This window comes from Bacillus sp. V5-8f (assembly GCF_002863565.1).
Lineage (GTDB): Bacteria > Bacillota > Bacilli > Bacillales > DSM-1321 > Peribacillus.
On sequence record NZ_PGUW01000002.1, the window covers coordinates 301,142 to 325,322 of the forward strand.

Annotated in this window: 20 protein-coding genes, 1 pseudogene and 1 riboswitch; of the genes and pseudogenes, 14 read left to right on the plus strand and 7 right to left on the minus strand. The window is 39.7% G+C overall.

Going from position 1 to position 24,181, the window contains the following annotated elements:
- Positions 1-662: 662 nt before the first annotated feature.
- The 8 genes from CUU64_RS03140 (at position 663) to CUU64_RS03170 (ending at position 8,243) form a co-directional block, all read left to right on the plus strand.
- Positions 663-1,451, plus strand: a complete 789-nt coding sequence (locus CUU64_RS03140) for a crotonase/enoyl-CoA hydratase family protein (RefSeq protein ID WP_101631816.1) — start codon at positions 663-665, stop codon at positions 1,449-1,451.
- A 297-nt stretch (positions 1,452-1,748) separates the two neighbouring features.
- Positions 1,749-3,239, plus strand: a complete 1,491-nt coding sequence (locus CUU64_RS03145; protein ID WP_101631817.1) for a long-chain-fatty-acid--CoA ligase — start codon at positions 1,749-1,751, stop codon at positions 3,237-3,239.
- A gap of 44 nt (positions 3,240-3,283) precedes the next feature.
- Positions 3,284-4,426, plus strand: coding sequence for an acyl-CoA dehydrogenase family protein (locus CUU64_RS03150; RefSeq protein WP_101631818.1), 1,143 nt, complete (start codon positions 3,284-3,286; stop codon positions 4,424-4,426).
- A 135-nt stretch (positions 4,427-4,561) separates the two neighbouring features.
- Positions 4,562-4,909 carry an AMP-binding protein gene (locus tag CUU64_RS03155; protein ID WP_308302326.1) on the plus strand — a complete coding sequence of 116 codons (348 nt, stop codon included), beginning with the start codon at positions 4,562-4,564 and terminating at the stop codon, positions 4,907-4,909.
- Positions 4,851-5,015, plus strand: coding sequence for a hypothetical protein (locus CUU64_RS22885; protein WP_308302328.1), 165 nt, complete (start codon positions 4,851-4,853; stop codon positions 5,013-5,015). The genes CUU64_RS03155 and CUU64_RS22885 overlap by 59 nt, the downstream gene beginning before the upstream one ends.
- Before the next feature lie 115 nt (positions 5,016-5,130).
- On the plus strand, positions 5,131-6,111 hold the full coding sequence (locus CUU64_RS03160) for an NAD(P)H-dependent flavin oxidoreductase (protein ID WP_101631819.1): 981 nt from the start codon (positions 5,131-5,133) through the stop codon (positions 6,109-6,111).
- 173 nt (positions 6,112-6,284) lie between these two features.
- On the plus strand, positions 6,285-7,436 hold the full coding sequence (locus tag CUU64_RS03165; RefSeq protein WP_101631820.1) for a thiolase family protein: 1,152 nt from the start codon (positions 6,285-6,287) through the stop codon (positions 7,434-7,436).
- A 36-nt stretch (positions 7,437-7,472) separates the two neighbouring features.
- Positions 7,473-8,243 carry a 3-hydroxyacyl-CoA dehydrogenase gene (locus tag CUU64_RS03170; protein ID WP_101631821.1) on the plus strand — a complete coding sequence of 257 codons (771 nt, stop codon included), beginning with the start codon at positions 7,473-7,475 and terminating at the stop codon, positions 8,241-8,243.
- A 149-nt stretch (positions 8,244-8,392) separates the two neighbouring features.
- On the opposite strand, the gene CUU64_RS03175 is transcribed toward CUU64_RS03170, so the two are convergent.
- Complete coding sequence (locus CUU64_RS03175) at positions 8,393-10,006, minus strand: hypothetical protein (protein WP_101631822.1); 1,614 nt, start codon at positions 10,004-10,006, stop codon at positions 8,393-8,395.
- Between the two features lie 496 nt (positions 10,007-10,502).
- On the opposite strand from CUU64_RS03175, the gene CUU64_RS03180 reads away from it, so the two are divergent.
- From CUU64_RS03180 to CUU64_RS03195, 4 genes are all read left to right on the plus strand, one after another.
- Positions 10,503-10,850 (plus strand): ArsR/SmtB family transcription factor, encoded by a 348-nt coding sequence (locus CUU64_RS03180; RefSeq protein WP_101631823.1) that lies wholly within the window; start codon positions 10,503-10,505, stop codon positions 10,848-10,850.
- 17 nt (positions 10,851-10,867) lie between these two features.
- Positions 10,868-12,166 (plus strand): arsenic transporter, encoded by a 1,299-nt coding sequence (locus tag CUU64_RS03185; RefSeq protein WP_101631824.1) that lies wholly within the window; start codon positions 10,868-10,870, stop codon positions 12,164-12,166.
- A gap of 19 nt (positions 12,167-12,185) precedes the next feature.
- The gene (gene arsC, locus CUU64_RS03190; RefSeq protein WP_101631825.1) at positions 12,186-12,608 is read left to right on the plus strand and encodes an arsenate reductase (thioredoxin); all 423 of its coding nucleotides are present in this window, start codon (positions 12,186-12,188) and stop codon (positions 12,606-12,608) included.
- Between the two features lie 928 nt (positions 12,609-13,536).
- Complete coding sequence (locus CUU64_RS03195; RefSeq protein WP_101631826.1) at positions 13,537-14,631, plus strand: L-dopachrome tautomerase-related protein; 1,095 nt, start codon at positions 13,537-13,539, stop codon at positions 14,629-14,631.
- Positions 14,632-15,597: 966 nt separating this feature from the next.
- Here CUU64_RS03195 and CUU64_RS03200 read toward each other — a convergent pair.
- From CUU64_RS03200 to CUU64_RS03215, 4 genes and pseudogenes are all read right to left on the minus strand, one after another.
- A pseudogene (locus CUU64_RS03200) lies at positions 15,598-15,750 on the minus strand (ABC transporter substrate-binding protein); the annotation flags it as partial.
- Between the two features lie 299 nt (positions 15,751-16,049).
- Positions 16,050-16,163: riboswitch (TPP riboswitch) on the minus strand.
- Between the two features lie 87 nt (positions 16,164-16,250).
- The gene (locus tag CUU64_RS03205) at positions 16,251-17,390 is read right to left on the minus strand and encodes an acyl-CoA dehydrogenase family protein (RefSeq protein ID WP_101631827.1); all 1,140 of its coding nucleotides are present in this window, start codon (positions 17,388-17,390) and stop codon (positions 16,251-16,253) included.
- 60 nt (positions 17,391-17,450) lie between these two features.
- Positions 17,451-18,371: an MBL fold metallo-hydrolase gene (locus CUU64_RS03210; RefSeq protein WP_101631828.1), complete on the minus strand. Its 921-nt coding sequence runs from the start codon at positions 18,369-18,371 to the stop codon at positions 17,451-17,453.
- A gap of 13 nt (positions 18,372-18,384) precedes the next feature.
- Complete coding sequence (locus CUU64_RS03215; protein ID WP_101631829.1) at positions 18,385-19,149, minus strand: helix-turn-helix domain-containing protein; 765 nt, start codon at positions 19,147-19,149, stop codon at positions 18,385-18,387.
- 635 nt (positions 19,150-19,784) lie between these two features.
- Here CUU64_RS03215 and CUU64_RS03220 point away from each other — a divergent pair.
- Both CUU64_RS03220 and CUU64_RS03225 read left to right on the plus strand, forming a co-directional pair.
- Positions 19,785-20,423 (plus strand): nitroreductase family protein, encoded by a 639-nt coding sequence (locus CUU64_RS03220; protein WP_101631830.1) that lies wholly within the window; start codon positions 19,785-19,787, stop codon positions 20,421-20,423.
- A 145-nt stretch (positions 20,424-20,568) separates the two neighbouring features.
- Entirely contained in the window at positions 20,569-20,802 is a 234-nt protein-coding gene (locus CUU64_RS03225) for a group-specific protein (RefSeq protein ID WP_101631831.1), read from the plus strand.
- A gap of 556 nt (positions 20,803-21,358) precedes the next feature.
- Here the strand turns inward: CUU64_RS03225 and map are convergent.
- On the minus strand, positions 21,359-22,105 hold the full coding sequence (gene map / locus CUU64_RS03230) for a type I methionyl aminopeptidase (RefSeq protein ID WP_101631832.1): 747 nt from the start codon (positions 22,103-22,105) through the stop codon (positions 21,359-21,361).
- A 378-nt stretch (positions 22,106-22,483) separates the two neighbouring features.
- Positions 22,484-23,962, minus strand: coding sequence for an aldehyde dehydrogenase family protein (locus CUU64_RS03235; protein ID WP_101631833.1), 1,479 nt, complete (start codon positions 23,960-23,962; stop codon positions 22,484-22,486).
- Positions 23,963-24,181 lie beyond the last annotated feature (219 nt).

A 24,181-nucleotide genomic window follows, 5' to 3' on the forward strand; every position in this document is an offset into this window, starting at 1 on the left:
TTTTCTTTCCATGTTTTTTCTATGTTAGAATTTCCAAGTGTTTCATTTTCTTCTTTTTCTAGTCGAGTTTCCAGCTTAACACTTTCTTTTCTCGTTTCAAACACCACCTTACAGTTATTTAAAAAGGAGTCATTTTTAATCTAGCCAAGTTCTTTTTAAGTATGTAAGAATGAATTTTCATTTTAAGTTGTTATGAGGAAAGATTTTAGGACAAGTATGAACGCGTGTGTGAACTTGTAAATAACTTTTGGAAAAGGCTCAATGTATACGTTAAGCGAATAACATGCATGAGGTGGTGAGTAAATGATTAATAAACTGCACGTTATAACGAAAATGTATGCCAATTCAGGGAAAGAACAAGGTCATTTCCTTTTAACCTGTTGTTAAATAAAGTGAATTTTTTTTACAAAATTCCATAAGAATGTTTAATAACGAACAGGAAATAACCTATTATCTGTTGTATGTTTTAACATAAGACGTTATCTTTTTGTTGTAACTAGTATTTTTCTCATGTTCATTCCAAATAGTGTAGTAAGAAACTAGATTAGGTTCTCAGTGATTTCTAGTAAAAACTTGTACATGGCACAAATCATTGATTTCAACCTGAGATTATTCATTTTACATCACCACATCAACCCATTTGATTAACAAGGAGGAATTTGATGAATTACGAGGCAATTACATTTGAGAAGAAAGACAAAATTGCTATTATCACCTTTAATAGGCCGGAAGCGATGAACTCCGTGAACAGCCAGCTATGGCACGAGACGGGAACAGCTCTAAAGGAATTTAATGAGAATCCTAATCTTTGGGTTGCGATCATTACCGGTTCTGGTGAAAAAGCATTCTCAGCAGGTGCTGATTTGAAGGAAATAGCTGCCGGCGGAATCAAAACAACTAAAGAGATGCAGGAATGGGGCTTTGCCGGGATTGTAAGAAATCATATTTCGAAACCTATTATTGCAGCTGTAAATGGTTTTGCCCTTGGCGGAGGAACAGAAATCGCGTTAGCTTGCGACCTTATTGTTGCTTCTGATAGAGCGTCATTTGGTTTGCCCGAGGTGAAACGCGGACTTATCGCAGCTGCCGGAGGACTATTGCGTCTACCAAGACAGATACCTGTTAAAGTAGCCATGCATGCCATCTTGACTGGTAAGAGTATCTCTGCAGAAGAAGCAAAACATTGGGGCCTAGTCAACGAAGTCGTTCCTCACAACCAAGTTCTCGAGGCAGCAATCAAGCTTGCTGAAGAAATTACAGAAAATGCTCCATTGGCAATCAAAGCCAGTAAGGAGATCGTTTACCGAGCTTTGGATTCAACAATCAGTTTTCCTCCAGAAGCATGGAAGCCTAACGCCCAATATACGGCAGAAGTTTTTAGTAGTCAGGACGCAAAGGAAGGTCCACGCGCATTTGCCGAAAAACGAAAGCCAAATTGGAGCGGTCAATAAAATTTCCATTCATACCTTTCTAACTAATTCCTACCACTCTTCTTAACCTTTTTCTTCAATCAATGAGAATGCTCCAAAGATTTGAAAGCGCTTTAAAAAGAGCATTTATTTTAACTACGCTGAGTTAACACACCTTTGTGAGATCCCTTTGCGAAGTTCAATGGATTTGTTGTGAAATTCGAGTTTTTGTTGCGAACTTTAGTATGTTTGTTGCGAAAGTCCTGTTTTTGTTGTGAACGTCAATAGGGTTGTTGCAACTCCAGATTCCATGAAAAGTGATTTAAAAGGAGGAATATAATGAATATTTCGCAATTATTATTAAACTCGGCTAAAGCTAGACCGGAACATCCTGTGGTTGTGTTTAAGGGCCAACAAATTTTTTATCAGGAACTTTTCATGAGAGTAAAACAAAAAGCGGTTGGCTTTAGACAATATGGAATTCAAAACAACTTCCACGTGGGATTAATGATGGGAAATAAACCAGAATATATCGTCACTTATTTTGCTTTATTATCAGTTGGCGCAACCGTTATTCCAATCAATCCAACGTTTAAAGAAAATGAGATCACTCACATTCTCAATGATTCGGAAGCATTTGCTTTGGTCGTTGATGAAATCGGACTGGCTGAGGTTCAAAAAGCAGAGAACAAATTCACAACTGTTAAAACCATTTTTTCCTTACAGCCTGCCGCTTCCTATGTTTCTTTGCGTGATGTCATCGGTGATGATGCTGATTATTTTATTGAACCAAAAAATGGAGATAGTCTTGCCCAGATTATTTACACATCGGGGACAACAGGCAAGCCAAAGGGTGCCTTAATCACTCATGGAAATTTGGAGTGGATGACGGAAACAGGTGCAAAAATGTTAGAGCTTACCAGCGAGGATCGGATTCTTGTGGTTCTTCCTCTGTTCCATGCCTATGCTAAACTACAAGGATTGCTTAACAGTATTTTAGTAGGCTCAACCATATACTTAGAAGAGCGGTTCATCCCGAATATGATTCTTGAACGAATTGCCAACGAGAAAATTACAATCTTCCTTGGTGTACCAACGATGTATACGATGTTTGTGAATCTCCCCCAAATTAATGAATTAGACTTCTCTCAGCTAAGAGTGGCCGGCTGTGGCGGTGCATCCCTTCCTGTAGAAATATTGGAAAAAGTGAATACGGCAATGGGAGTAGATATTGGGGAGGGCTATGGACAAACAGAAAGTACTGTTATGATCAGCTGTTTTCCGCCAAATGCAGAAAGGGTCCACGGATCGGTTGGTTATCCGCTACCTGGCCTTGAGTTAAAAGTGGTGGATCCAAATGGAAGAGAGGTGCCAGCAGGCGAAGTTGGAGAAATCATTTTCAAAGGGCCGAATGCGATGAAAGGTTACTACAAAAAGGAACAAGAAACAACAGCCACGATTAAAGATGGATGGGTCTTTACCGGAGATCTTGGCAAACAAGATGAACGCGGGCTTCTGTATATCATTGACCGGAAGAAAGACATGATTATACGCGGCGGATACAATGTGTATCCACGTGAAATAGAGGAAGTGCTTTACGGTCATCCGGATGTAGTTGAATGTGCAGTGGTGGGTGAATCGGATCCGACATTTGGCGAGGAGGTAGCTGCTTATCTTGTTGTAAGGCAAGAGAAAACACCGGAAGAGATTATTTCATACTGCAAGGAGAAACTTGCTCACTACAAGGTCCCGCGAAAGATTTATTTTATGGAGGAGCTTCCGAAAACAACAACAGGAAAGATTCTAAAAACGCCATTGAGAAATAGATAGGATAAACGTTTATTTACCAAAGAAAATACAAAGGAGTTTTCGCAATGACTAAACCATATTTTTCAGAAGAGCATGAAATCTTCAGAAAAGCTTTTAGGAAGTTTTTGGAACAAGAAGCCTATCCATATTTTGAACAGTGGGAAGAACAAAAGCAAGTACCTAAATCATTTTGGAAGAAAGCTGGTGAACAGGGATACTTATGTCCTTGGGTGGATGAAAAATATGGAGGCTCTAATGCTGACTTTGGGTACTCGGTTATCATCGCGGAAGAATTAGATAAAGTAGGAGGAGGACTAGGAATAGGCCTTCATAATGATATTGTAATCCCCTATATCGATGCGTTTGCATCCGAGGAACAAAAACAAAGGTGGCTTCCAAAGGCTGTTAGCGGTGATATGATTTCTGCGATCGCGATGACTGAACCGGGAACTGGCTCCGATTTGGCTGGAGTCAAAACAACCGCAAAAAAAGACGGTGACCGTTACATTTTAAATGGAGAAAAAACCTTTATTACAAATGGTTATTCCGCTAATTTTGTAATCGTTGTATGTGTAACAAATCCAAATGCCACTCCTAAACACACTGGGATTAGCTTAATAGTAGTGGAAGAAGGAACACCTGGATTTAGAAAAGGCAAGAAGCTGCGCAAATTGGGACAGCATGCAAATGATACTTCTGAGCTAATTTTTGAAGATGCTGTGGTGCCGCAAGAAAATTTAATTGGAGAGGAAGGCAAAGGATTCTACTACCTTATGCAAAAGCTTCAGCAAGAGCGACTCATGCTTGCAATCGGAAGTATTACAGCCTGTAAGCATATGCTGGATATCACCGTTGATTACGTAAAACAGCGGACTGCTTTCGGTAGACCGATCAGTAAATTCCAAAATACACAATTTAAGATCGCTGAAATGGCTACGAAAATTAAGATTGGTGAAACGTTTGTAGATAAATTAATAATGGATCACATGGCGAAAAAGAATGTCGTCAATGAAGTGTCCATGGCAAAGTGGTGGCTCACTGATTTAGCTAAGAGTGTCGCCAATGAATGCATGCAGCTTCATGGAGGATATGGTTATATGGAAGAGTACGAGATTGCAAGAAGATACCGAGATGTAGCTGTAGGCTCCATTTATGCGGGCACTAATGAAATCATGAAAACGATTATTGCTAAAAACATGGGCTTATAAAGGAAGCCGTCTTATTTGGTCTAGCGTTATCCGGCGGGGTAAGTGTGCCATTAATTTTCGGCTAGCGGCTGAGGAATGCTTATATGATCAACAATTCCGATACAAAAATTCTCTTTATTGAAGAAGAGTACGAAGATGTCATTCTTAATCCGGCATAAGCTTTCCGTACAAGATTCAATTCGAAAGACAAATTCGGTAGGAAAACCTGTAATAAATGTCGAAGTAAGAGTGGTAGATGAAAACATGAATGATGTCCCATTATGTGAAATAGGAGAAATCGTTTACCGTGGGCCTACACTAATGAAAGGATACTACACGAATCCAAAAGCCACAGAAGAGTCATTTAAAGAAGGTTGGTTTCATAGCGGCGATTTAGTCCGAATGGATGAGGAGGGTTTTATCTATGTAGTGGATCGAAAAAAACATGATTATTATCGGCGGGGAAAACATCTATGCTGCGGAAGTAGAAGGTGCTCTCTATAAGCACGATGACATTCCTGAAGGTGCTGTTGTAGGCGTCGCTGCTCAAGAATGGGGTGAAAGTGTAAAAAGCTTGCGTTGGGCTAAAGAAAGGGAAGAGTCTCACTGAGGACGAGATTATCCAGTCATCCGGTACTGTTTGTTTGAATTAGCAGGTAAATCAAATGTATTGAGCTCCCCAATTTAATATTTTACCAACTTCACAAGGCAGAGAGGAGAAAACTGTGAAAACAAGGATTACAGAGCTTTTAGGAATTGAATACCCAATTATTTGCGGCGGAATGTTCCAGGTGGGCCGGGCTGAATTAGCGGCTGCAGTATCCGAAGCGGGCGGATTAGGAATTATAACCTCCAAAACACAAGTGACCCCAGAGGGACTTCGTAAGGAAGTACATAAAGTTAAAGCGCTTACAAATAAACCATTTGCTGTAAACTTAAACTTGTTTCCAAGCCAAACCGTTACTCCTAATGAAGAGTTCATAAACGTCTTGATGGAAGAAGGAGTAAAAATCGTTGAAACAAGCGGAAGAAGCCCAAAAGAATTAATGCCTATGCTGAAGGACAATGGATTCATCGTTTTACACAAGGTAGCTGGTGTGAAATATGCAGTTACTGCTGAAAAACTTGGTGTTGACGCTGTTATTGTTGTTGGAAATGAAACTGGCGGACACCCAGGTATGAGTGATGTAGGTTCTCTCGTTATGCTGCCGAGAGTTGTTGATTCAGTAAACATCCCTGTCATTGCAGGCGGGGGATATGCTGATGGAAGAGGCTTGGTTAGTGCATTGGCCTTTGGAGCAGAGGGAGTTGTCATGGGTACCCGATTTATGGCAACTGAAGAAGCCCCCATTCACGATCATATTAAGCAATGGATGGTTGGCGCTGATGAAACAAACACCATTATTATTCAGCGAAACATTGGCAGTCCTTCCCGTGTTGCTTTGAATGAGGTAAGTAAGGAAGTAGACCGTCTTGAGCAGGAGGGTGCAACAATTGAACAGCTACTGCCCTTAATTACAGGGCAAAGGGCGAAATCCGTATATTTCGATGGAGACATAAACGGCGGCATATGGTCATGCGGGCAATCAGTAGGACTTATAAAAGAAGTTTTGCCGATTAGGGATTTGTTCCAACAAATTACTAATGAAGCAAATCAATCGCTAGAGTTTATTAGAAAAAGCCTATCATCGCTTTCCAATGTTTAAGTGTTTTGTAACTAGAAGAAAACGAGGAAAACTTTAATAAAAGTACTATTACGTTCTACATATAAACATTCCTTCATAGCTATTATATGGTGGTTTTTTCAGTGATGTAGAATTCTAAGGTGGTAGAGTTGCCTTTAAAATCCCAATGAACCATAAGGAGGAGAAAAGTATTGATGCGTGAAGTTGTGATCGTAGAAGCTGTTCGTACACCTGTTGGCAAAAGAAAGGGAGCTTTAAGCACCGTTCGTCCTGATGAACTGGCTGCAAAGGTTTTAAAGGAATTGGTTAGCCGCGCTGGCATTTCAGCTGAAATCGTGGAAGACGTGGTTTTAGGTTGTGTCATACAGGTTGAAGAACAAGCATTGAATATTGCCCGTTCAGCCGCATTAATGGCCGGTTTCCCGATCCATGTTCCTGGAACCACGCTAGATAGACAATGCGGTTCTGGCCAACAGGCCATTCATTTTGCTGCGCAAGCTATTTTAGCTGGAGACATGGATGTTGCAATCGCAGGCGGGGTAGAAAGCATGTCAAGAATCCCAATGGGCGCATCCCGCCAAAATTCCTCCTGGAGTGAAACCCTCACTTCTAAATATGAAATGATACACCAAGGCCTGTCTGCCGAGCGGATTGCTGAAAAATGGGGATATAGCCGTCGTGAATTAGATGAATTTTCACTTGAAAGTCATGAACGAGCTCTAAGGGCACAAGAGGAAGGCCGTTTCGAGCGTGAAATCATGCCTATTGAAGTAACGTCAGACGACGGAATAAAAACAGTTGTAACACAAGATGAAGGGCCACGAAGGGGATCCACTCTTGAAAAGTTATCTTCCTTACAACCTGCTTTCATGGAAGGCGGTAGAATCCATGCAGGCAATTCTAGCCAAATGAGTGATGGTGCTGCGGCTCTCCTGTTAATGTCAAGAGAAAAAGCCGAAGAATTAGGCCTTAAACCAAGATTTCGTATCGTATCTCGTGCGGTAGTTGGTTCTGATCCTACTCTTATGCTGACTGGCCCTGCAGAAGCATCGCGAAAGGCGCTATCAAAAGCAGGCCTTACGATTGAAGATATGGATACTTATGAAGTAAATGAAGCTTTTGCTCCAGTCCCAATATTATGGAGGAATGAATTGAAAGCGGACCCTCAGAAACTTAATCCGAATGGTGGAGCTATAGCGTTAGGTCATCCACTTGGCTGTTCAGGGGCTCGACTGATGGTAACGATGATGCATGAGCTTGAACGAACAGGGGGACGTTACGGACTTCAGGCGATTTGTGAAGGCGGCGGGATGGCAAACGGCACGATCATTGAGAGAATAGGGTAATTTTTTTTCTAATTTAATATAAAGGGAGGATGAGTTATGCAAATTAAAGGGAATGTAGCCCTTGTAACGGGCGGAGCTTCTGGACTCGGTGAAGCTACAGTCACACGTTTTGTAGAAAATGGCGGACATGCAGCAATACTAGATTTACAAGAAGATAGAGGAACTTCCCTAGTTGAGAAGTTAGGGTCCGATAATGTCATATATATAAAAACCAATGTTACAAGTGAAGAAGAAGTGCAGTCAGCTGTTAATCAAACCATCGAAAAGTTCGGAGTGATTCATGCTGCCATTAATTGTGCAGGAATTGGAACTGCTGAAAAAACTGTCGGCAAAGAAAAGCCGCATGATCTTGGCACTTTTACGAGGGTTATCCAAGTGAACCTTATTGGTACGTTTAACGTTATTAGGTTAGTTGCGGAGAAAATGATACGTAATTCCCCGAATGAAGAAGGGGAAAGAGGCGTCATTATTAACACCGCTTCTGTAGCTGCATTTGATGGACAAATGGGCCAAGCCGCCTATAGTGCATCTAAGGGCGGCATTGTGGGCATGACATTGCCGATTGCCCGTGATCTTGCAAGCCATGGAATTCGCGTCATAACCATCGCTCCAGGACTAATGGATACTCCATTATTGGCCGGCGCTCCTGAAAAGGTTCGTAATGCCTTGGGCGCAATGGTGCCGTTTCCAAAAAGATTAGGTTATTCTTCTGAATATGCAATGTTGGCCCAGAGCATTATCGAAAATCCATTGCTAAACGGGGAAACCATACGTCTAGACGGCGCTATTCGTATGCAGCCTAAGTAACTTATCACTGCAAACTGTAAATATTCATAAAACACAAAGATGGGCTCATTTAAAACTATGTTTTTAAACGAACCCATCTTTTTATGCGTTTATGAAACTAACTTAGATACAATTGCCACCGCTTAGACAGCTAATACTGTATATACGCTTTATATTAAAACAGCTGTACCAACAGGCCTGCCATAGAAAGGAATATCCGTATTGATTAATACATACTTGTTGACATGAACTGCCAAACCTTGCGTGAAATGCGGCAGATTATTATTGATCATGGTCAATATGCCTTTTCTGCATGCCACCACCAGCCTTGGTGCCCGATTCCCGATATCCAGATCGGAGCAATTTGTAATCAAGCAAGATGTAAAATGAATAAGATGGATTGCGTGATACCTGGCAGTGAAGGTGCAACTATCAATTTTTATATTGTTCACATGTCCACCATACTGATAGATGAAAACTGCATCCAAGCTATAAACAGAATTACTGACAGTTACATTTTCTATATGATCTTCAACTAAAACTTGAAGATTTCGGCAGTTCTCTACCAGAACACTGCCGATATTTTGTACAGGCATTGACCTGTTCGTTTGTTTGGCTCTAAACATGATATTCATCGATACAGGCGAGCGCCAATTCCGTGCAATAACTGAACCAACCTTATCCATTGTCCATGAACCGCCGCTCTGCGAATAACCGTTCAATTGAACAGTTCCCCCGTTAGGAAAGTAAATCCCATCGAAAATGTAATTTGCTTTGTCATATGCATTTTGAGAAACAAAACCGCTATGCTTCCTTGCCTTATGGAATACAGTACAATTAAGCATCGTTACATTGCCTGCAAGCTGGAATGAGTCCATCTGACAGTTTTGCATGATAACATTGACGAGATTATCATGCGTATCCATTGAAGCGGAATTAGCTGCCTGTGGTTCATTGAATATCATACAGTTTATGAATTGAAGATTATAAACAGGTTCCCATCCACCCGAAGAATGACCGTGCCGGCCAGATTGAGTGGAACAATTCTCATATAAGATATTCGTAGAACTGATGGTAGCCAAACCATAGCTAGTACCGGTACCAGAGTAATAGGCACGTTCCGTTTTAACAAACTTCATATGAACGTTTACACAGAACCTTGGTGTAATGCAGGTTACATAGTTATCCACCGTTACTCCTTCTATATAAATATCCTTGCCAAAATCTATTCTGATTCCAAATAATCCATTTGGAAGCGGAGCAGTATTTTCAATTCTTAAGGATCCAACAATTTTCACGCAAGCTGGATCATGTACCTCAACTATATCGATCATTTTCATATCAAAGGGCATGGCCCCATGTATCCAGACTCTATCTGCCTCAACATTCGATATTTCAAAGTTCCCGCCTTTCCAGTAGTAGCCTCTTGAGGGATGATAGAGTTCTTTCGATGCTACAATTCGAATGATGTCCCCTTTTTTAATACCAGCTGTATGGTTTAATAAGATGTAATTTGCGCCTTTGTTATAACCGCCGGTAGCTATATATGTACCTCTTAAAATTCCCTTAGCTAAGAATGTTTCTCCTTTGTTTTTGGATTTAATAATAGCATTTTTAGCTAGAATATTAATGCTCTTGCCGACAATGGGTTCTGTTACAAAATACTCACCGTTAAGGACTATTGTTTTTCCATTGGCTGTATTGACTGTATTCTGTATATTTTGTGTATCATCTTTCCCATTCGGTACAATCGTAATAAATTCTGTTGGGTCATTCTTGCTCATAACAAGATCAGTCCTTTTTTGACTCTCAGATTTGCAAAATGCAGCAACCATTATAATGTTTATTTGATTTTACAGTATTTATTACGGTCTTTCTATTAGTTAGGTTCAGTTTAGATGTTGACTGAAATCTACGCCATTCCACTTGAAATGAACCAATATAGTCACCATGTTAGGAATAACAGATTAGGACGGCGACACATGTTGGGGTATTTAAAACTCTTTAATGGGCTATTCACTATGTCGATGGTGGGGTGAAAGTTCATAAAGTAGAATGAGGTGTTTTCAAGCTGGTAATTTATTTGGCGTGCTTCTTTACTATGTTGACTCTTTCCCTTATGGTAATGAAAAGAACTGTACGTCAGTTTTAAAGATAGGGATTATTATATAAAATACAAGTAACCCAGTTGCACACATAAGAAAATGCTTATACAATGATATAGTTCTCTAACCGTATATAAGCAAATAGTTATTTACAAATATACATAGGGGGTGCCACATGCAGGCACAAGATGTAATAACGATAGAATCAGCATCCAGCATTCTTAAGCTCTTGGGTGATAAAACGCGGTTATCAATGGTGAAAATCATGATGGAACACGAATGCTGTGTGTGTGAGTTGGTCGATCTGTTTGAAATCAGCCAACCCGCTATCAGCCAGCATGTACGAAAGTTAAAAGACAGCGGACTTATAAAGGAACGAAGATGCGGTCAATGGATTTATTACTCATTAAATTCCGATTATCCGTTTTACCCTTTTATTCTAGACATCCTTCATAAGCTGCCTAGCCAGCGTTTTAAAGTGGATGAAATAGAATTCCAGGGAAGAAGAGTTTGTTGTGACTAACGAGGAGGAGAAAATCAGTGGGTTCGGTTATATTAGCCTGTACCATCTTTTTGCTTACACTGACGCTTGTCATCTGGCAACCAAAGGGATTGTCAATCGGCTGGTCAGCATGCGGTGGTGCGGTACTTGCGTTACTAGTTGGGGTTGTTGACTTTAACGATGTAATGGCTGTAACAGGTATAGTATGGAATGCTACATTGGCGTTCATTGCGATTATTATTATATCTTTAATATTAGACGAAATAGGGTTCTTTGAATGGGCCGCTTTGCACATGGCACGGGCAGCCAGAGGAAACGGTATTAAAATGTTTGTGTATGTAGGTATTCTTGGCGCTCTGGTCGCTGCGTTGTTTGCAAATGATGGAGCTGCCCTAATCTTGACGCCGATTGTGTTGGCGATGGTTCGGAATTTGAAGCTGGAAGAGAAAATGGTATTTCCGTTTATCATCGCTAGCGGCTTTATTGCGGACACGACTTCATTGCCTCTTGTCGTAAGTAATCTTGTGAACATAGTGTCTGCCGACTTTTTTGACATCGGTTTTGGTGAGTTCGCATCCAGGATGATCATACCAAACCTGTTTTCATTAGCGGCAAGCATCCTATTGTTGTATTTATATTTTAGAAAGAATATTCCAAAGCAATATGAAATGGATGTGTTAAAGAAGCCAGTTGAAGCGATCAAAGATGAGAAAATGTTCCGCTTATCTTGGATTGTATTGGCTGTGTTGCTAGCAGGGTACTTTATTAGCGAGTTGTTACATATCCCTGTTTCCTTTATTGCTGGAGTAGTAGCGATTTTCTTTTTGCTGATGGCAAGACGCAGCAATACGATAGATACCAAAAAAGTTTTAAAAGGGGCTCCATGGGCAATTGTTTTCTTTTCGATTGGCATGTATGTCGTCGTTTATGGACTAAGAAACGTAGGATTGACAAGTATATTGGGTGACCTTATTCAACTGATGGCAAACCAAGGGTTGTTTGCTGCTACTGTTGGTATGGGATTCATCGCAGCCGTTCTTTCATCCATCATGAATAACTTGCCGACTGTCATGATTGGCGCACTTTCGATTGCTGACACTGACATCTCTGGAGTGATCAGGGAAGCGCTTATTTATGCCAATGTTATCGGTTCGGACCTAGGTCCAAAAATCACGCCGATTGGTTCACTTGCTACCTTGCTCTGGCTGCATGTTTTATCCCAAAAAGGGGTGAAGATCTCTTGGGGTACTTACTTTAAAACAGGAATCATCTTAACCATTCCAACGCTTTTCATCACGCTAGCGGCATTATATATGTGGTTACTTATCATTCATTAAACCAAAGGAGACTATAAGCATGGCTAAAAAAACAATCTATTTTTTGTGTACAGGAAACTCATGCCGCAGCCAAATGGCAGAGGGTTGGGCAAAAAAGCATCTAAGCAGCGACGAGTGGGAAGTTAAAAGCGCAGGTCTTGAGGCGCACGGGCTAAACCCAAATGCTGTCAAAGCAATGAAAGAAGCGGGTATTGATATTTCTAACCAGACGTCCGATGTTATTGAACCAGAAATACTTAACAACGCTGATTTGGTAGTCACACTTTGCGGCCACGCAGCAGATCACTGCCCTGTAACACCTCCGCATGTTAAGCGTGAACACTGGGGTTTTGATGACCCTGCCAAAGCGGAAGGGACAGAAGAAGAAAAATGGGCATTCTTCCAACGTGTTCGTGATGAAATTGCGGATCGCATTAAAACTTTTGCTGAGACTGGTAAGTAATAGATCATATCATGATACAGACAGTTCTTCGTACTTCTTAATAGGTTTAAAGAAATAATGGGCAAATATATTTTAAATTGGACAGAAAAGAAGTAGGATAAGTAAGTAGAATTATTTTATGATAGAGGGGGAAGAGCGATGATTATCACAGATCAAGCTCGTGATGTATTAAAGCAAATGTTCGAAGAGCAGAATGCCAAGAACATTCGTATATTTTTTGCTGGCTATGGCTGAGGTCAGCCACAAGTTGGACTGGCTCTGGATGAGCCAGAAGAGAATGATAAAATGATTACTATTAACGAAATACAAGTAGCGATTGATCCAATGATTGAACCAACTACAAATGACCTTACTCTTGATCTTAGCGGAGATAAGAAAGGAATTGTGTTGTTAGGAAGTACGGGTCAGTGTTGTTAGAGGAATAAAAAAAGAGCGCTTTGCTCTTTTTTATTATACTTTTTTAGAGTTCACACTAAAGGGCTGACAGCATAACTGCTGTTTTTTTATTTTCCACAAACAGAACATACGTCCTCATTTTATGTTATCTCACTTTCAAAGGAAGTTTAATCCGCGACATAAAATTATTTAAAAGGTTAAAAATACTACAAAGTGAGTGTTAATACACCTCAAAAACGAAGGGGCAGGGTAATTTTTAAAGAACATTGAAGAACATTGAAGAACATTGAAGTAATCTCTCATAGGCGAACCACCAGTTAACCTTTACCTTCTTGCAAACAGATGTTTTAGTCTGGATTCATTTATAAAAAAGTAACTTAAACAAGGGATTTAATTTGATGGTAAAAAACAATTGAGAAAACAATCAATTAAAACTACATTTAGATAGAAAAACTCATTATGAATCAGGCACTAGAAAAATTTTTAATCATATATAGATGATATCCCGTTCGAATTTGTTGAGGAGGATATCATGCAGCCTATGTTACCATTTGAAAAATATTTCGGTAAGTTAGAACTAGTTCATGCCTTTTATGGAGCGATGCCTACAGGTGTTAGTGTTTCAGAAACAGGTCGTATTTTTATTTGCTTTCCGAAATGGGGAGACGACGTTAAATTTACGGTGGCGGAAATTGTTGAAGATACATTGCAACCTTACCCAAATTTAGAAACCAATCTGGTTAACCCAGGGAATCTTACAATGTCTTTCATCAGTGTTCAAAGTGTAGTTGCTGATGGAATGGGAACCCTTTGGGTATTAGATACTGCGGCACCAAATTTTTCTGAACCGATATTAGGGGGAGCAAAGTTAGTCGCAGTTGATTTAGAGACCAATACAATAAGAAGTGTATATACCTTTTCAGAAGATGTTGTCCTGCCAACAACTTATCTGAATGATGTCCGTTTTGATTTTCGTGTTGGAAATGCTGGGTATGCATATATTACGGATTCTTCCTCAAGAGGACCAGGAGCTATCATCGTGATAGACTTAGAAACTGGAAACGCCTTTAGACGGTTAAATGGAGCAAATCCAACTTCACCCGATCCCTATTTTATTCCGAAAGTAGAAGGCAAGATTTTGATGAATCGAAACAAAGATGGCTCCACTTTCCCATTTAGATTGGCGTCCGATGGTATAGCAATTTCTCCCGACGGCAAGGTATTATTTTTTTGTCCACTAACCAGTCGTCAACTGTTCTCGATCTCAACAGAAGCCCTAAGAGACAGAACTATACCGGATGCAGAGTTAATGCATCATGTAAAGTATTGGGGTGAAAAAGGTGCATCTGATGGCATGATCACCGACGCAAAAGGAATCGTTTATGCTGGAGACTATGAAAATAACAGTATTCGAAGGATATTGCCGAATGGCACAATCGAAACGATCGCACATGATCCGAGAATTTTATGGCCGGATACTTTTTCAATCGGTCCGGATCGATACTTATATTTTATTGTGAACCAACTACATCGGCAGGCGAGATTTCATTATGGAGTAGACCTACGACAAAAACCTTATGGTTTACTTCGCATGAAAATTGATGAATTTTCTGCTCCTACCTTATAATATAAAAATAGGGATTAATTCTTTTTACATTATGAGGTATTTCATAGGTTAGAAACCGTCATTGGTCTAGGGTAAGAGGTTTGTACTAGGCATGGAGCAAACAGGTTATTTTGGTAAATTGAACTACTTTCTTAAAGAAACAAACATCCAATTATCTGTTAATCAAAATTTTACTGTTAAGGACTGACGTTGCTTTAACAGAAAGAACACGTCGATTGCATACATTTCTCCGGGAACACTGTGGTTAACATCGGCGTCCAAATCAGTTGAAGGCCTCTGTTTAAAAAGTTGTAAAATTTTGCAAGAAGATATATTAACCTAGATTTTTTTAATATGGATAAGGTTTGTAATAAAGACACGATACGTAGATAGAAATCAGAGACAATTTTACCATACCGTAGCTACAAGCAGCCGTCTGGCACAGGCATATTCAAATTGTAAAAACAATTAAAGCTATATCCAACAAAGCTTTTGTACCAACCACAAGAGGGTAGTTGGTTTCTTTTCGGAATGGCGGGAAGTTGCTGAAAGTCAACAAACTAATGTCGATAGACAGGAGAGGGATTTTCTCTCTTTTTTATTTTATTAGTTTACATAATATATATTATACGAAGTCGAATAATAATAACGCATTTTATCTCATAACCAAAGAATACTTAAATTAATGAGACGAAACAAAAATTTTTCACATTCAAATTTATCCTGTAAATTGTTTTATATTTGCAAGTTCCAATTTCAGTATCTGGGTTCAAAAAATTTTATCTCAATTTATTTCTAAATTTCGGAGCCACTCAAAAAACATCATTCTAAACATATATTTGGTTTTGTATTAATCATCATTGAATCTCTTCAGGTCAATAATGTTGATCTATAAAATCATACTTTTAGCTAGCAATAAAAAAATTCATCACACCCTTTCAAACATATTGAAAAAACGCATGAAGTTTACATAATATAATTATTGATTTATTCTTCTATTATTATTTCATTTAAATCAGTAGCCTTTTCTTCGCTTACCATTGTTTTCAAAATCGCTCCATTCAATGGTATTACCGGATAACCAATTGTTTTTCCTTCCAGGTCCTTGCGCCTTTTGATCGGACTTTCATCAAGAACAACAACATGTTTAACTGGTTATTCATATCTCTAAACCATAACGCCTTAAGAAATTGGCTATAGATAGTTCCACGTCTGCCGGTCCCGGCCAGGCGGGAATATGGAATGAGATTTCTTGCTTTACCAGATTAATCAAATGGTGGTAGTAGAATACGTTCGTCTATCTCTCGTTTAAATAATCAACATTCCTAGCTAGCTCCTTTCTCCATAAAAAACAATGAAAAAACCACTTCCCACGAGAAGGAAGCGGCTGTGATTTTAATTATTTTATGGATAAATTAAGGAAACCAAACTAGCATACATACTTCACAGTACCACTTCCCTACGCTGGCATTATCCAGTTCAGGTTATAATAAGGGTTAAAACGCTATGGACATGGCATCTCTCTCAGCTTTAAAGCACCCCTAGTGGTGAATAGATATTACATTGTTTAATTTCTAAATGATGTTCATGTTAATTATTATCATAATGAATTTCTAAATAGCAATCGCTTTTTTCCTAGGTCAATACAACACTGACTGTGCAAGCATTTGGATTGTAGCATCATCCATCGGTGGATTGTGAAGACCTGCACGAACATCGCGATAATATCGTTGCAATGGATTTGTTCGCTGCAGGCTTCTTGCACCCACGACTCTCATTGCCTTATCAACAATTGACATGGCATTATTCGTTACCCGAAACTTGACAGCTCCAAGTGATTTGGCAAGTTCGTCACGTAATTCAGGTTTTTCTTGCCATTTTTCTGCAACGGAATACAAGAAATGCCTTGCCTCTAGGATTTCAAGTTCGATTTCTCCGATCAGTCTCTGTACATTAGGGAGATCCCTTATTGGCCCTTTTACGCTGTTTGGGGAATAAGATTTTGCAAAGTTCACTGCATAATCACGTGCTGCCACAGCTATGCCAAGATAACAGGCCGGAATATGAAGCAGCCATGCTGACCTCTGTTTTGGACGGTCTTCTTGTTTTTCAATGTAGTATTTCTCCGGTATTTCTACATTCTCTAATACAAGGTCATGGCTTCCTGTACCCTGCATCGCAATCATATCCCATGTTTCTTCTATACGTAGCCCGCTTGTATTTCTATGAATGAGGAATGAACCGATCGTTTCATCCTCTGGAACCCAGGCAGAAACAATAAAAATATCTAACACAGGGGATAGTGTCGTAAATGTTTTTCTGCCATTAATGATCCATTTATCATCTTTCCTAATGGCAGTCGTTTCCGGACGCCCTCCTCTTGTCGGGCTCCCGGTTTGCGGTTCAGTTGCCGCCCGGTTTACGAGTGCGCCTTTTGCAACTTCCTGGAAAAACTCATGTAATACCGCTTCATCCCAAATATTAGTTTCCGCTAATTCTAGAATGACACCTGCATGCCAGCCTATGGAGAGAGCAGTCGGTCCATCCTCCCGAGCAATCCGTTCTTGTGCAAGAAGGTAATCATACAGTGTTCCACCTTGCCCGCCATGCTCTTTCGGCAAAGTTAATGTATGATAGCCAAATTGCTTTAATTCCTCAATGTTTTGGTACGGAAATGCCCTGGCTTCATCCAGCTCCTCCGCTCTTTCCGAAAACTGTTCAATTGCCTTGCCGAGATCTTTTATATATTCCTTCTGTTGTTCTGTCTGATAAAAAGGCACCTAATTCCATCCTTTCAGGTCATTCCGCTAGTTCAAAATGTTCATATATGTACTACATGTCTAAATCCACAATGTTTCCCCTATTTTTAAGGTCTTGAGTTGTTCGACCGGCAGCTGCTGTCGCTCCCATTCTTTATTCAATCTCTCCAAAGCTTCAGGTCCGGTATCATCTGCAAGCCTATACGCCCCATAATGCATCGGAATAAAAAACTGGCCTTTTAATTCTAAAAAAGCTTTTATGGAATCTTCAGGATTAATATGGGAGACCTCCATAAACCACTCCGGCTCATATGCCCCGATTGGCATGAGGATATGCTTTAGCCGAAATCTTTCTGATATATCTTTAAATCCACGGAAATATCCTGTATCACCGATAAAATAAACGGAGTCATCTCCTTGTCCATCCTCTATGACCCAACCTCCCCAGTGGGATGTGTTGGTATCCCTTAAGGTCCTTCTTGTCCAATGCTGGGCGGGAACAAAGGAAAGATTCAAATCTTGATGGTTTAACGTTTGCCACCAGCTAGCCTCCATCACATTGTCATAGCCCTTCCGTTTAAACAGCATTCCCAATCCTTCCGGCACATAGTATACTGGATTTCCGCTTAATTTTTTAATTGTGGGAAAATCCAAATGGTCATAATGGCCGTGTGAAATGCACACAATGTCGATGGCAGGGAGTTCATGAATCGGTATCCCCGGAGGCGTTAATCTTTTTTGGAGCCCCATCCTTGATGCCCAAACCGGGTCAGTTAAAATATTCAAGCCCCCCATCTGGATTAGAAAGGTCGAATGCCCGATCCAAGTGATGGAACTTTTTTTCTTGTTGTCCATCAGTTCTGCAAGTTCAACTTTTTCCGCTAGAGGTATCTGGGTTTTTAGATCTTTCTTTTTTGTGCGTCTCTCTTTATTCCATTTCAGCATATCAGAGACAGATTTAATGTTTGATATGCTGTCCAGGTTTTCGTATTTTTTCTTCATACATGACCATTCCTTAAGTCGTGATGCTGTTCTTCTCTTCTAAAAATGATAACACACTATCTAAATATTTTTGTATTTCACGCACCTGGTAAGCGGCAGAATCTGCAATTTGTTTATAATGGTACCGGCCTTCCTCCGTTATCCTTAAGTATCTTTTGGTTCTTTTCTCGCCTTCCCACCAGCCGATCAGTAAGCCGTTTCCCTCCATTTCATGAGCCAGGTCATATAAATATCCATTACTTGCAATCCATCCAAAATTAGCTTTTAGGATTTCACCCACTTCACCCATATAAATCTTCGTTCTCATTTGAGCGGTCTGTAAGGTAATATATCTGACCAGATCTTTAACCGAAATAATCTTTGAAAAGTAAGAGCGATATTCCTCCGGTAACTCATGCTTCATCGGTGGATTGTTTCCGGAACCAGTAAGGTCGAACATGAATCGGTCGATCACAAGCTTCACTTCTGCCATTCGATCCTTGAAATTTGATCTATACCATGTAAATAACTCTTTTCCTTTTTCCGTAATTTTATAATAATTCCGTCCTTTATCTGTATATAAGTCCAGATGCCGTGAATCAGCAAGCTGGTTGCATATTTTACATAAATAGTCGTAGCTATGGGTCTTACCAGTGAACCGATTTTTTAAATCCTGGTGAATGGCTTTGGGATAGTTTGATTTCTCCAAAAGCGTGTGCAGCAAATACAATGTCAAAAATTCCCGTTGGCTCATTCCGACTGATTCAATAGTAACTGCCTGTTCAACGCTTTTCTTCACAATATATCTCCTTTCACTTGTTGAGAAATTCAGTTGTAAAATGAACTCCAATAGAATACTTGTTCGCCACTAGGTGCTCACTTTCCTCTTTTATTGGCGAATTATTGACTTTTAGGCCTATTTTCCTTATAGTACTTCTTTTAAACTTTCTACTGTTTCTAGGGGGGTTATATTGAGTAAAGATATTCTAACGAGGTATTCGATATAATACATAATAATCCGTTCCTTTGAGTGAATAGTCGTGAACAAAAAAAGAGCTTGCAGATTACTGGATTTAAGCAATCTGCAAGCTACTATATATTCAAGATGTGAATAAAATTGTGCGGATGCGTGTTTAACCCCACATTTTGTTTTTCATGCTCTTTACTTGCACTGTTTCACGCTGATCTAACAAGCCATTTGTATCGCCATTAATCTCTTAAAAAAAGGTTTTCCATTTACTCTCCCGAGTATTTCCTTCCAGCAGTCGGGATAAAGTAAGAACACACTTGAGAACGATAAAAAACCCTAAGCCTTTTCAGTTTACAAATAACTAAAAAAGGAGTATTTTTGTCCATTGTAACCCTGTAAAAGCACACCGCTGGGAAGTTTAAAATAAGTAACATTTATTCATCAAGAGAAGGAGTTTTACATCAATGACTACTGCACAAAAAACGAATGACTTTATGGAAATTGTTAAAGGGCGCCGATCCATTAAGAATTACGATCCAACAGTGAAAATCAGCAAGGAAGAAATGGAAGAGATCCTTACACTCGCAACTACTGCACCCTCTTCCGTTAATATGCAGCCATGGAGATTCCTTGTGATCGAGAGTCCCGAAGCAAAAGCAAAGCTTGCACCGCTTGCCCGATTTAATCAGAACCAGGTAGAAACTTCTGCCGCCGTGGTGGCAGTGTTCGGAGATATCAACAACTTTGAGCGGTTCGAAGAAATCTATGGCAAGGCAGTTGAAGAAGGCCATATGCAGATTGAAGTTAAAGAAGGCATACATACGTCTTTCGCCGGCTATTTTGAGACGATTTCCCGTGCGGAAATGGAAGATGTAGTCTTGGTAGATGGCGGACTTGTGTCCATGCAGTTTATGCTTGCTGCCCGTGCGTATGGTTATGATACAAACCCTATAGGCGGTTATGAAAAGGACCAAATTGCCGAAGCATTCGGCTTAGACAAGGAACGTTATGTCCCGGTTATGCTTATCTCCATCGGTAAAGCAGCAGATACAGGACACACATCCGTTCGGCTTCCAATAGATCGTGTAGCACAATGGAAATAAACGGTTCAAAAGACTAGATCAAGAATAAACGTTTAAGTTACCAAAGAGGATCTTATTAAAATAGAGCTGCAAGGCTTCACAGTAGTATGATTAAAAGATAAATCCTATAATTTAATCACGATACGATAATAAGGAGGATCTTCTTTTGGCAGAATGTAAATTAGACCATACCTTGGAAGATGTAAAAAAGAAATACGATACACAAAAAGAACTGCTTCCCTCTCATCTGTCTTCCGCTTTAACAGACTATCTGAAAACGGAGCCCAATCAAGAACAGTTAAACGCTGTTTTTCATTTGTTGAAAAAGTATGATTTGGTGTCTGCGGATGAAAGAGAACAAAGAAATGGGCAACTGCTCCAATTGATAGAAAGTAAATAGTATGACAAAGTTTTGCATCTGAACGTTTTTGAACCTTCCATGACCCATAAACAAATGAAACAGACGCTTCTCGAAAGCGTTTGTTTTTTTATGTTGTAATACAGGCTTAGTGGAAGAACGCTGGATGATGCACATTATCCCTTCCCCTTCACATGATAACATTACATTCGCAACCAATATTGATTTTTTAAAAGCTGCGAACATAATTCATTAAAAACTTGTAATTAAACTGTCTAAACTTTACTGGGTTTCTTAGCTTAATAAATATTCTATCGAGGTTTTTATTAAAATATTTTAAGTTATCCCTGTTAGATTACGCTTAAAAGCCTAATAATTTGCTGTCTAAACTGGATCAGGATTTAATAGCACAATGAATATTCTATCGAGGTTTTTTCTGGAATAAAAATTCTATTAAAAACTAGACTGTTGGTTTCAGCAGCTCGTTTCTTCGGAGGAAATGCACTCGCTTTTTTGGGTTTTATGATTATAAGGGCTTATTTTTTAACAAAAAAATGGATAGAGACAAGTCTCTATCCATAGTGTGCGCACATAATTTTTACTGCTCTGTTAAAATAAGCGGGCGGTCCTTCGTGATGACAATTGTATGCTCATATTGAGCGGACAATTGTCGGTCGACAGTTCTAGCGGTCCAACCGTTGGGGTCCATTTTGGAATGCCACGTTCCTGCATTCACCATCGGTTCAATCGTGATGACCATTCCTTCCTTTAAACGAAGGCCTTTCCCTGGCTTTCCGTAATGAAGTACAGTTGGGTCTTCATGCATCGATTTACCGATACCATGCCCTGTAAAATCACGGACAACTGAAAATTTCTCCACTTCTACATAGGATTGAATCGCATGGCCAATATCCCCTAGCCTGTTTCCATCGCGTGCCTGATCAATCCCTCTATACAGTGCATTTTTTGTAACCTCAAGAAGTCGATTTGCTTCTTCAGACACTTCGCCAACCGAATAGGACCACGCTGAGTCAGCCAAGCCCCCGTTTAAGTTAACCACCATATCAATTGTAACAATATCTCCTTCTTTGAGTGGCTTGTTCGTTGGAAATCCATGGCAGATTTCATCGTTAACAGATGCACAAGTTGCATATTTATAACCCTGATAACCTTTCTGTTCTGGCGTCGCGCCATGCTTTGAAAGATATTCCTCTACAAACGCATCAATTTCATTTGTAGTAATCCCAGGTTTAATTAGGTTGGCAATTTCTTTATGACAGCTTGCAAGCAGCTTTCCCGCTTCATGCATAAGCTGGATTTCACGTTCACTCTTTATCGTTATCATGACAAAATCCTCTTTCTATCATCCATGTTTTTTAGATACAGTACTCATTTTAGACCTATTTTGAAAAATAATGCAACCAAAAGCACAGGGGCTCTATCCCGCAATGAACTGAGCTGCTTCCTGCTCCGCTTTCTACAAAAAATTAAATAAACACTTCAAGGAAATCTAAGTACTGTATATACAGGTTATATTAAAGATGATAGCTGTTATAGCACCAAGCAACAAATGATCAAATAGAATAAGGCGACTACTTTTACAAGGTAGCCGCCTTTCTGAGCTATTATTCTGTTACTATACCGCAAACTTTTTTGATAGGTAAATAGGTTCCCATCATGGGATTTTTTATATCATTTAATAAATATCCTGCACTTTTTACGCTTACTCAGGAATATATGGTAATTCAAGATTTTTTGGCACATTAATCACATGCGTTTCAACGTATGATTTTAAGCCCTCTTCACCGTATTCACGCCCTACACCTGACTGCTTGACGCCTCCAAACGGAAAACGTACATCAAGACCCTGTACAGCTGCCGTGTTAATCATGGTTGTACCTGCTTCAATTCGACGAGCTACTTTTATAGCATGTTCTTCCTCGCCCCAAACAGAGCTGGTTAGACCATAAATGCTTTCATTGTGTAAGTTAATCACTTCGTCCTCATGATCAAATGGAATGATTGGCACAGTTGGGCCAAACTGTTCTTCAACGACGATAGGGTCATGGCTGTCGGCACCTAAAACTACAGTAGGCTGCAAGAAGTATCCTTTTTCAAAAATCTCAGGATCAAGGATTTTCCCTAATTTAATCACTTCCGCCCCTTTGCTTTGTGCATCGTCAATAAGACCCTGTACATATTGTACTTGATTCTTATTGTTAACTGCCCCGATCGTTACATCCGGATTGAAAGGGTCGCCTACTCGAATCCATTTATTTGCCGCTTCCGTGAATTTTTCTACAAACGAATCATAGATGGAGCGATGAACATAAACCCGCTTCGCAATCATACAAATCTGTCCTGCTGTCAGGAAATTTGATATGACCATACGGCGCATTGCCCGGCTGTCATTAACATCAAAACTAGGAAGAACAATAGCCGCATCATTGCCGCCTAATTCCAATGTCATGTTCTTTAACGTATCAGCAGCAGATTTCATAATATTTTTTGCAGTTTTTGTCCCACCAGTAAAAGCAATTTTGGCTACTTTTGGGTTAGAAGTAAGTTCTATTCCCACATCTGATTCACCGTGAACAAGATTCAGGACTCCTGGCGGGAATTCTGATGCAATAATGTCAATGGCTTTGCTAACTGCAAGTGGAGCAAACGGACTTGGCTTTATGACCATCGTATTCCCAGTTAATAAAGCCGGGGCAATCTTAATGGTTGATAATGAAATTGGATAATTCCAAGGTGTAATAGCTGAAACCACTCCAATAGGATCATATGTAATGATGGTTTTTCCATTCTCGTGTTCCTTTACCTGGTCCTTGATCACATCTTTAACGATGCTGCAGGCATATTCCATCCACATGAAGGACACGGCAAATTCTCCTTCAGCGTCATAAAGCGGTTTGCCATGCTCACGTGATAAAAGCCGAGAAAGCTCCGGTGCCGCATCTTTCAATTTTTGGATTGCACGATTCATTCGCTCAACACGTTCTTCTATTGCTACTTGTGACCAGCCTTTAAAGGCGGTATATGCTGCATCTATTGCACTAATCGCATCTTCCTTTGTGTTTATAGGAGCATAGCCAACTATTTCTTCAGGTTTCGCAGGATTTTCACGAGGGTATTGTTTTTCCGTTGAAACCTGTTCACCATTAATGATTGCATGTACTGTGATTGGTTTGTCTGCCATAAATTCATACTCCTTTTAATCAGACGAAATTTAAAGAATTCTCTAAGAATTCGATAATAATATCGTATCATAAAAACATCATTCGGCCTATTTATTTAATGAAAAACAACGAGAGTAACCTTAAAAATATACAGGAAAGGATTCTGACTGCTACAATATATATAAGGGTATGTAATGAGAAAACGCACCTTATAGAAATACATTTACTTGGAAATGAAA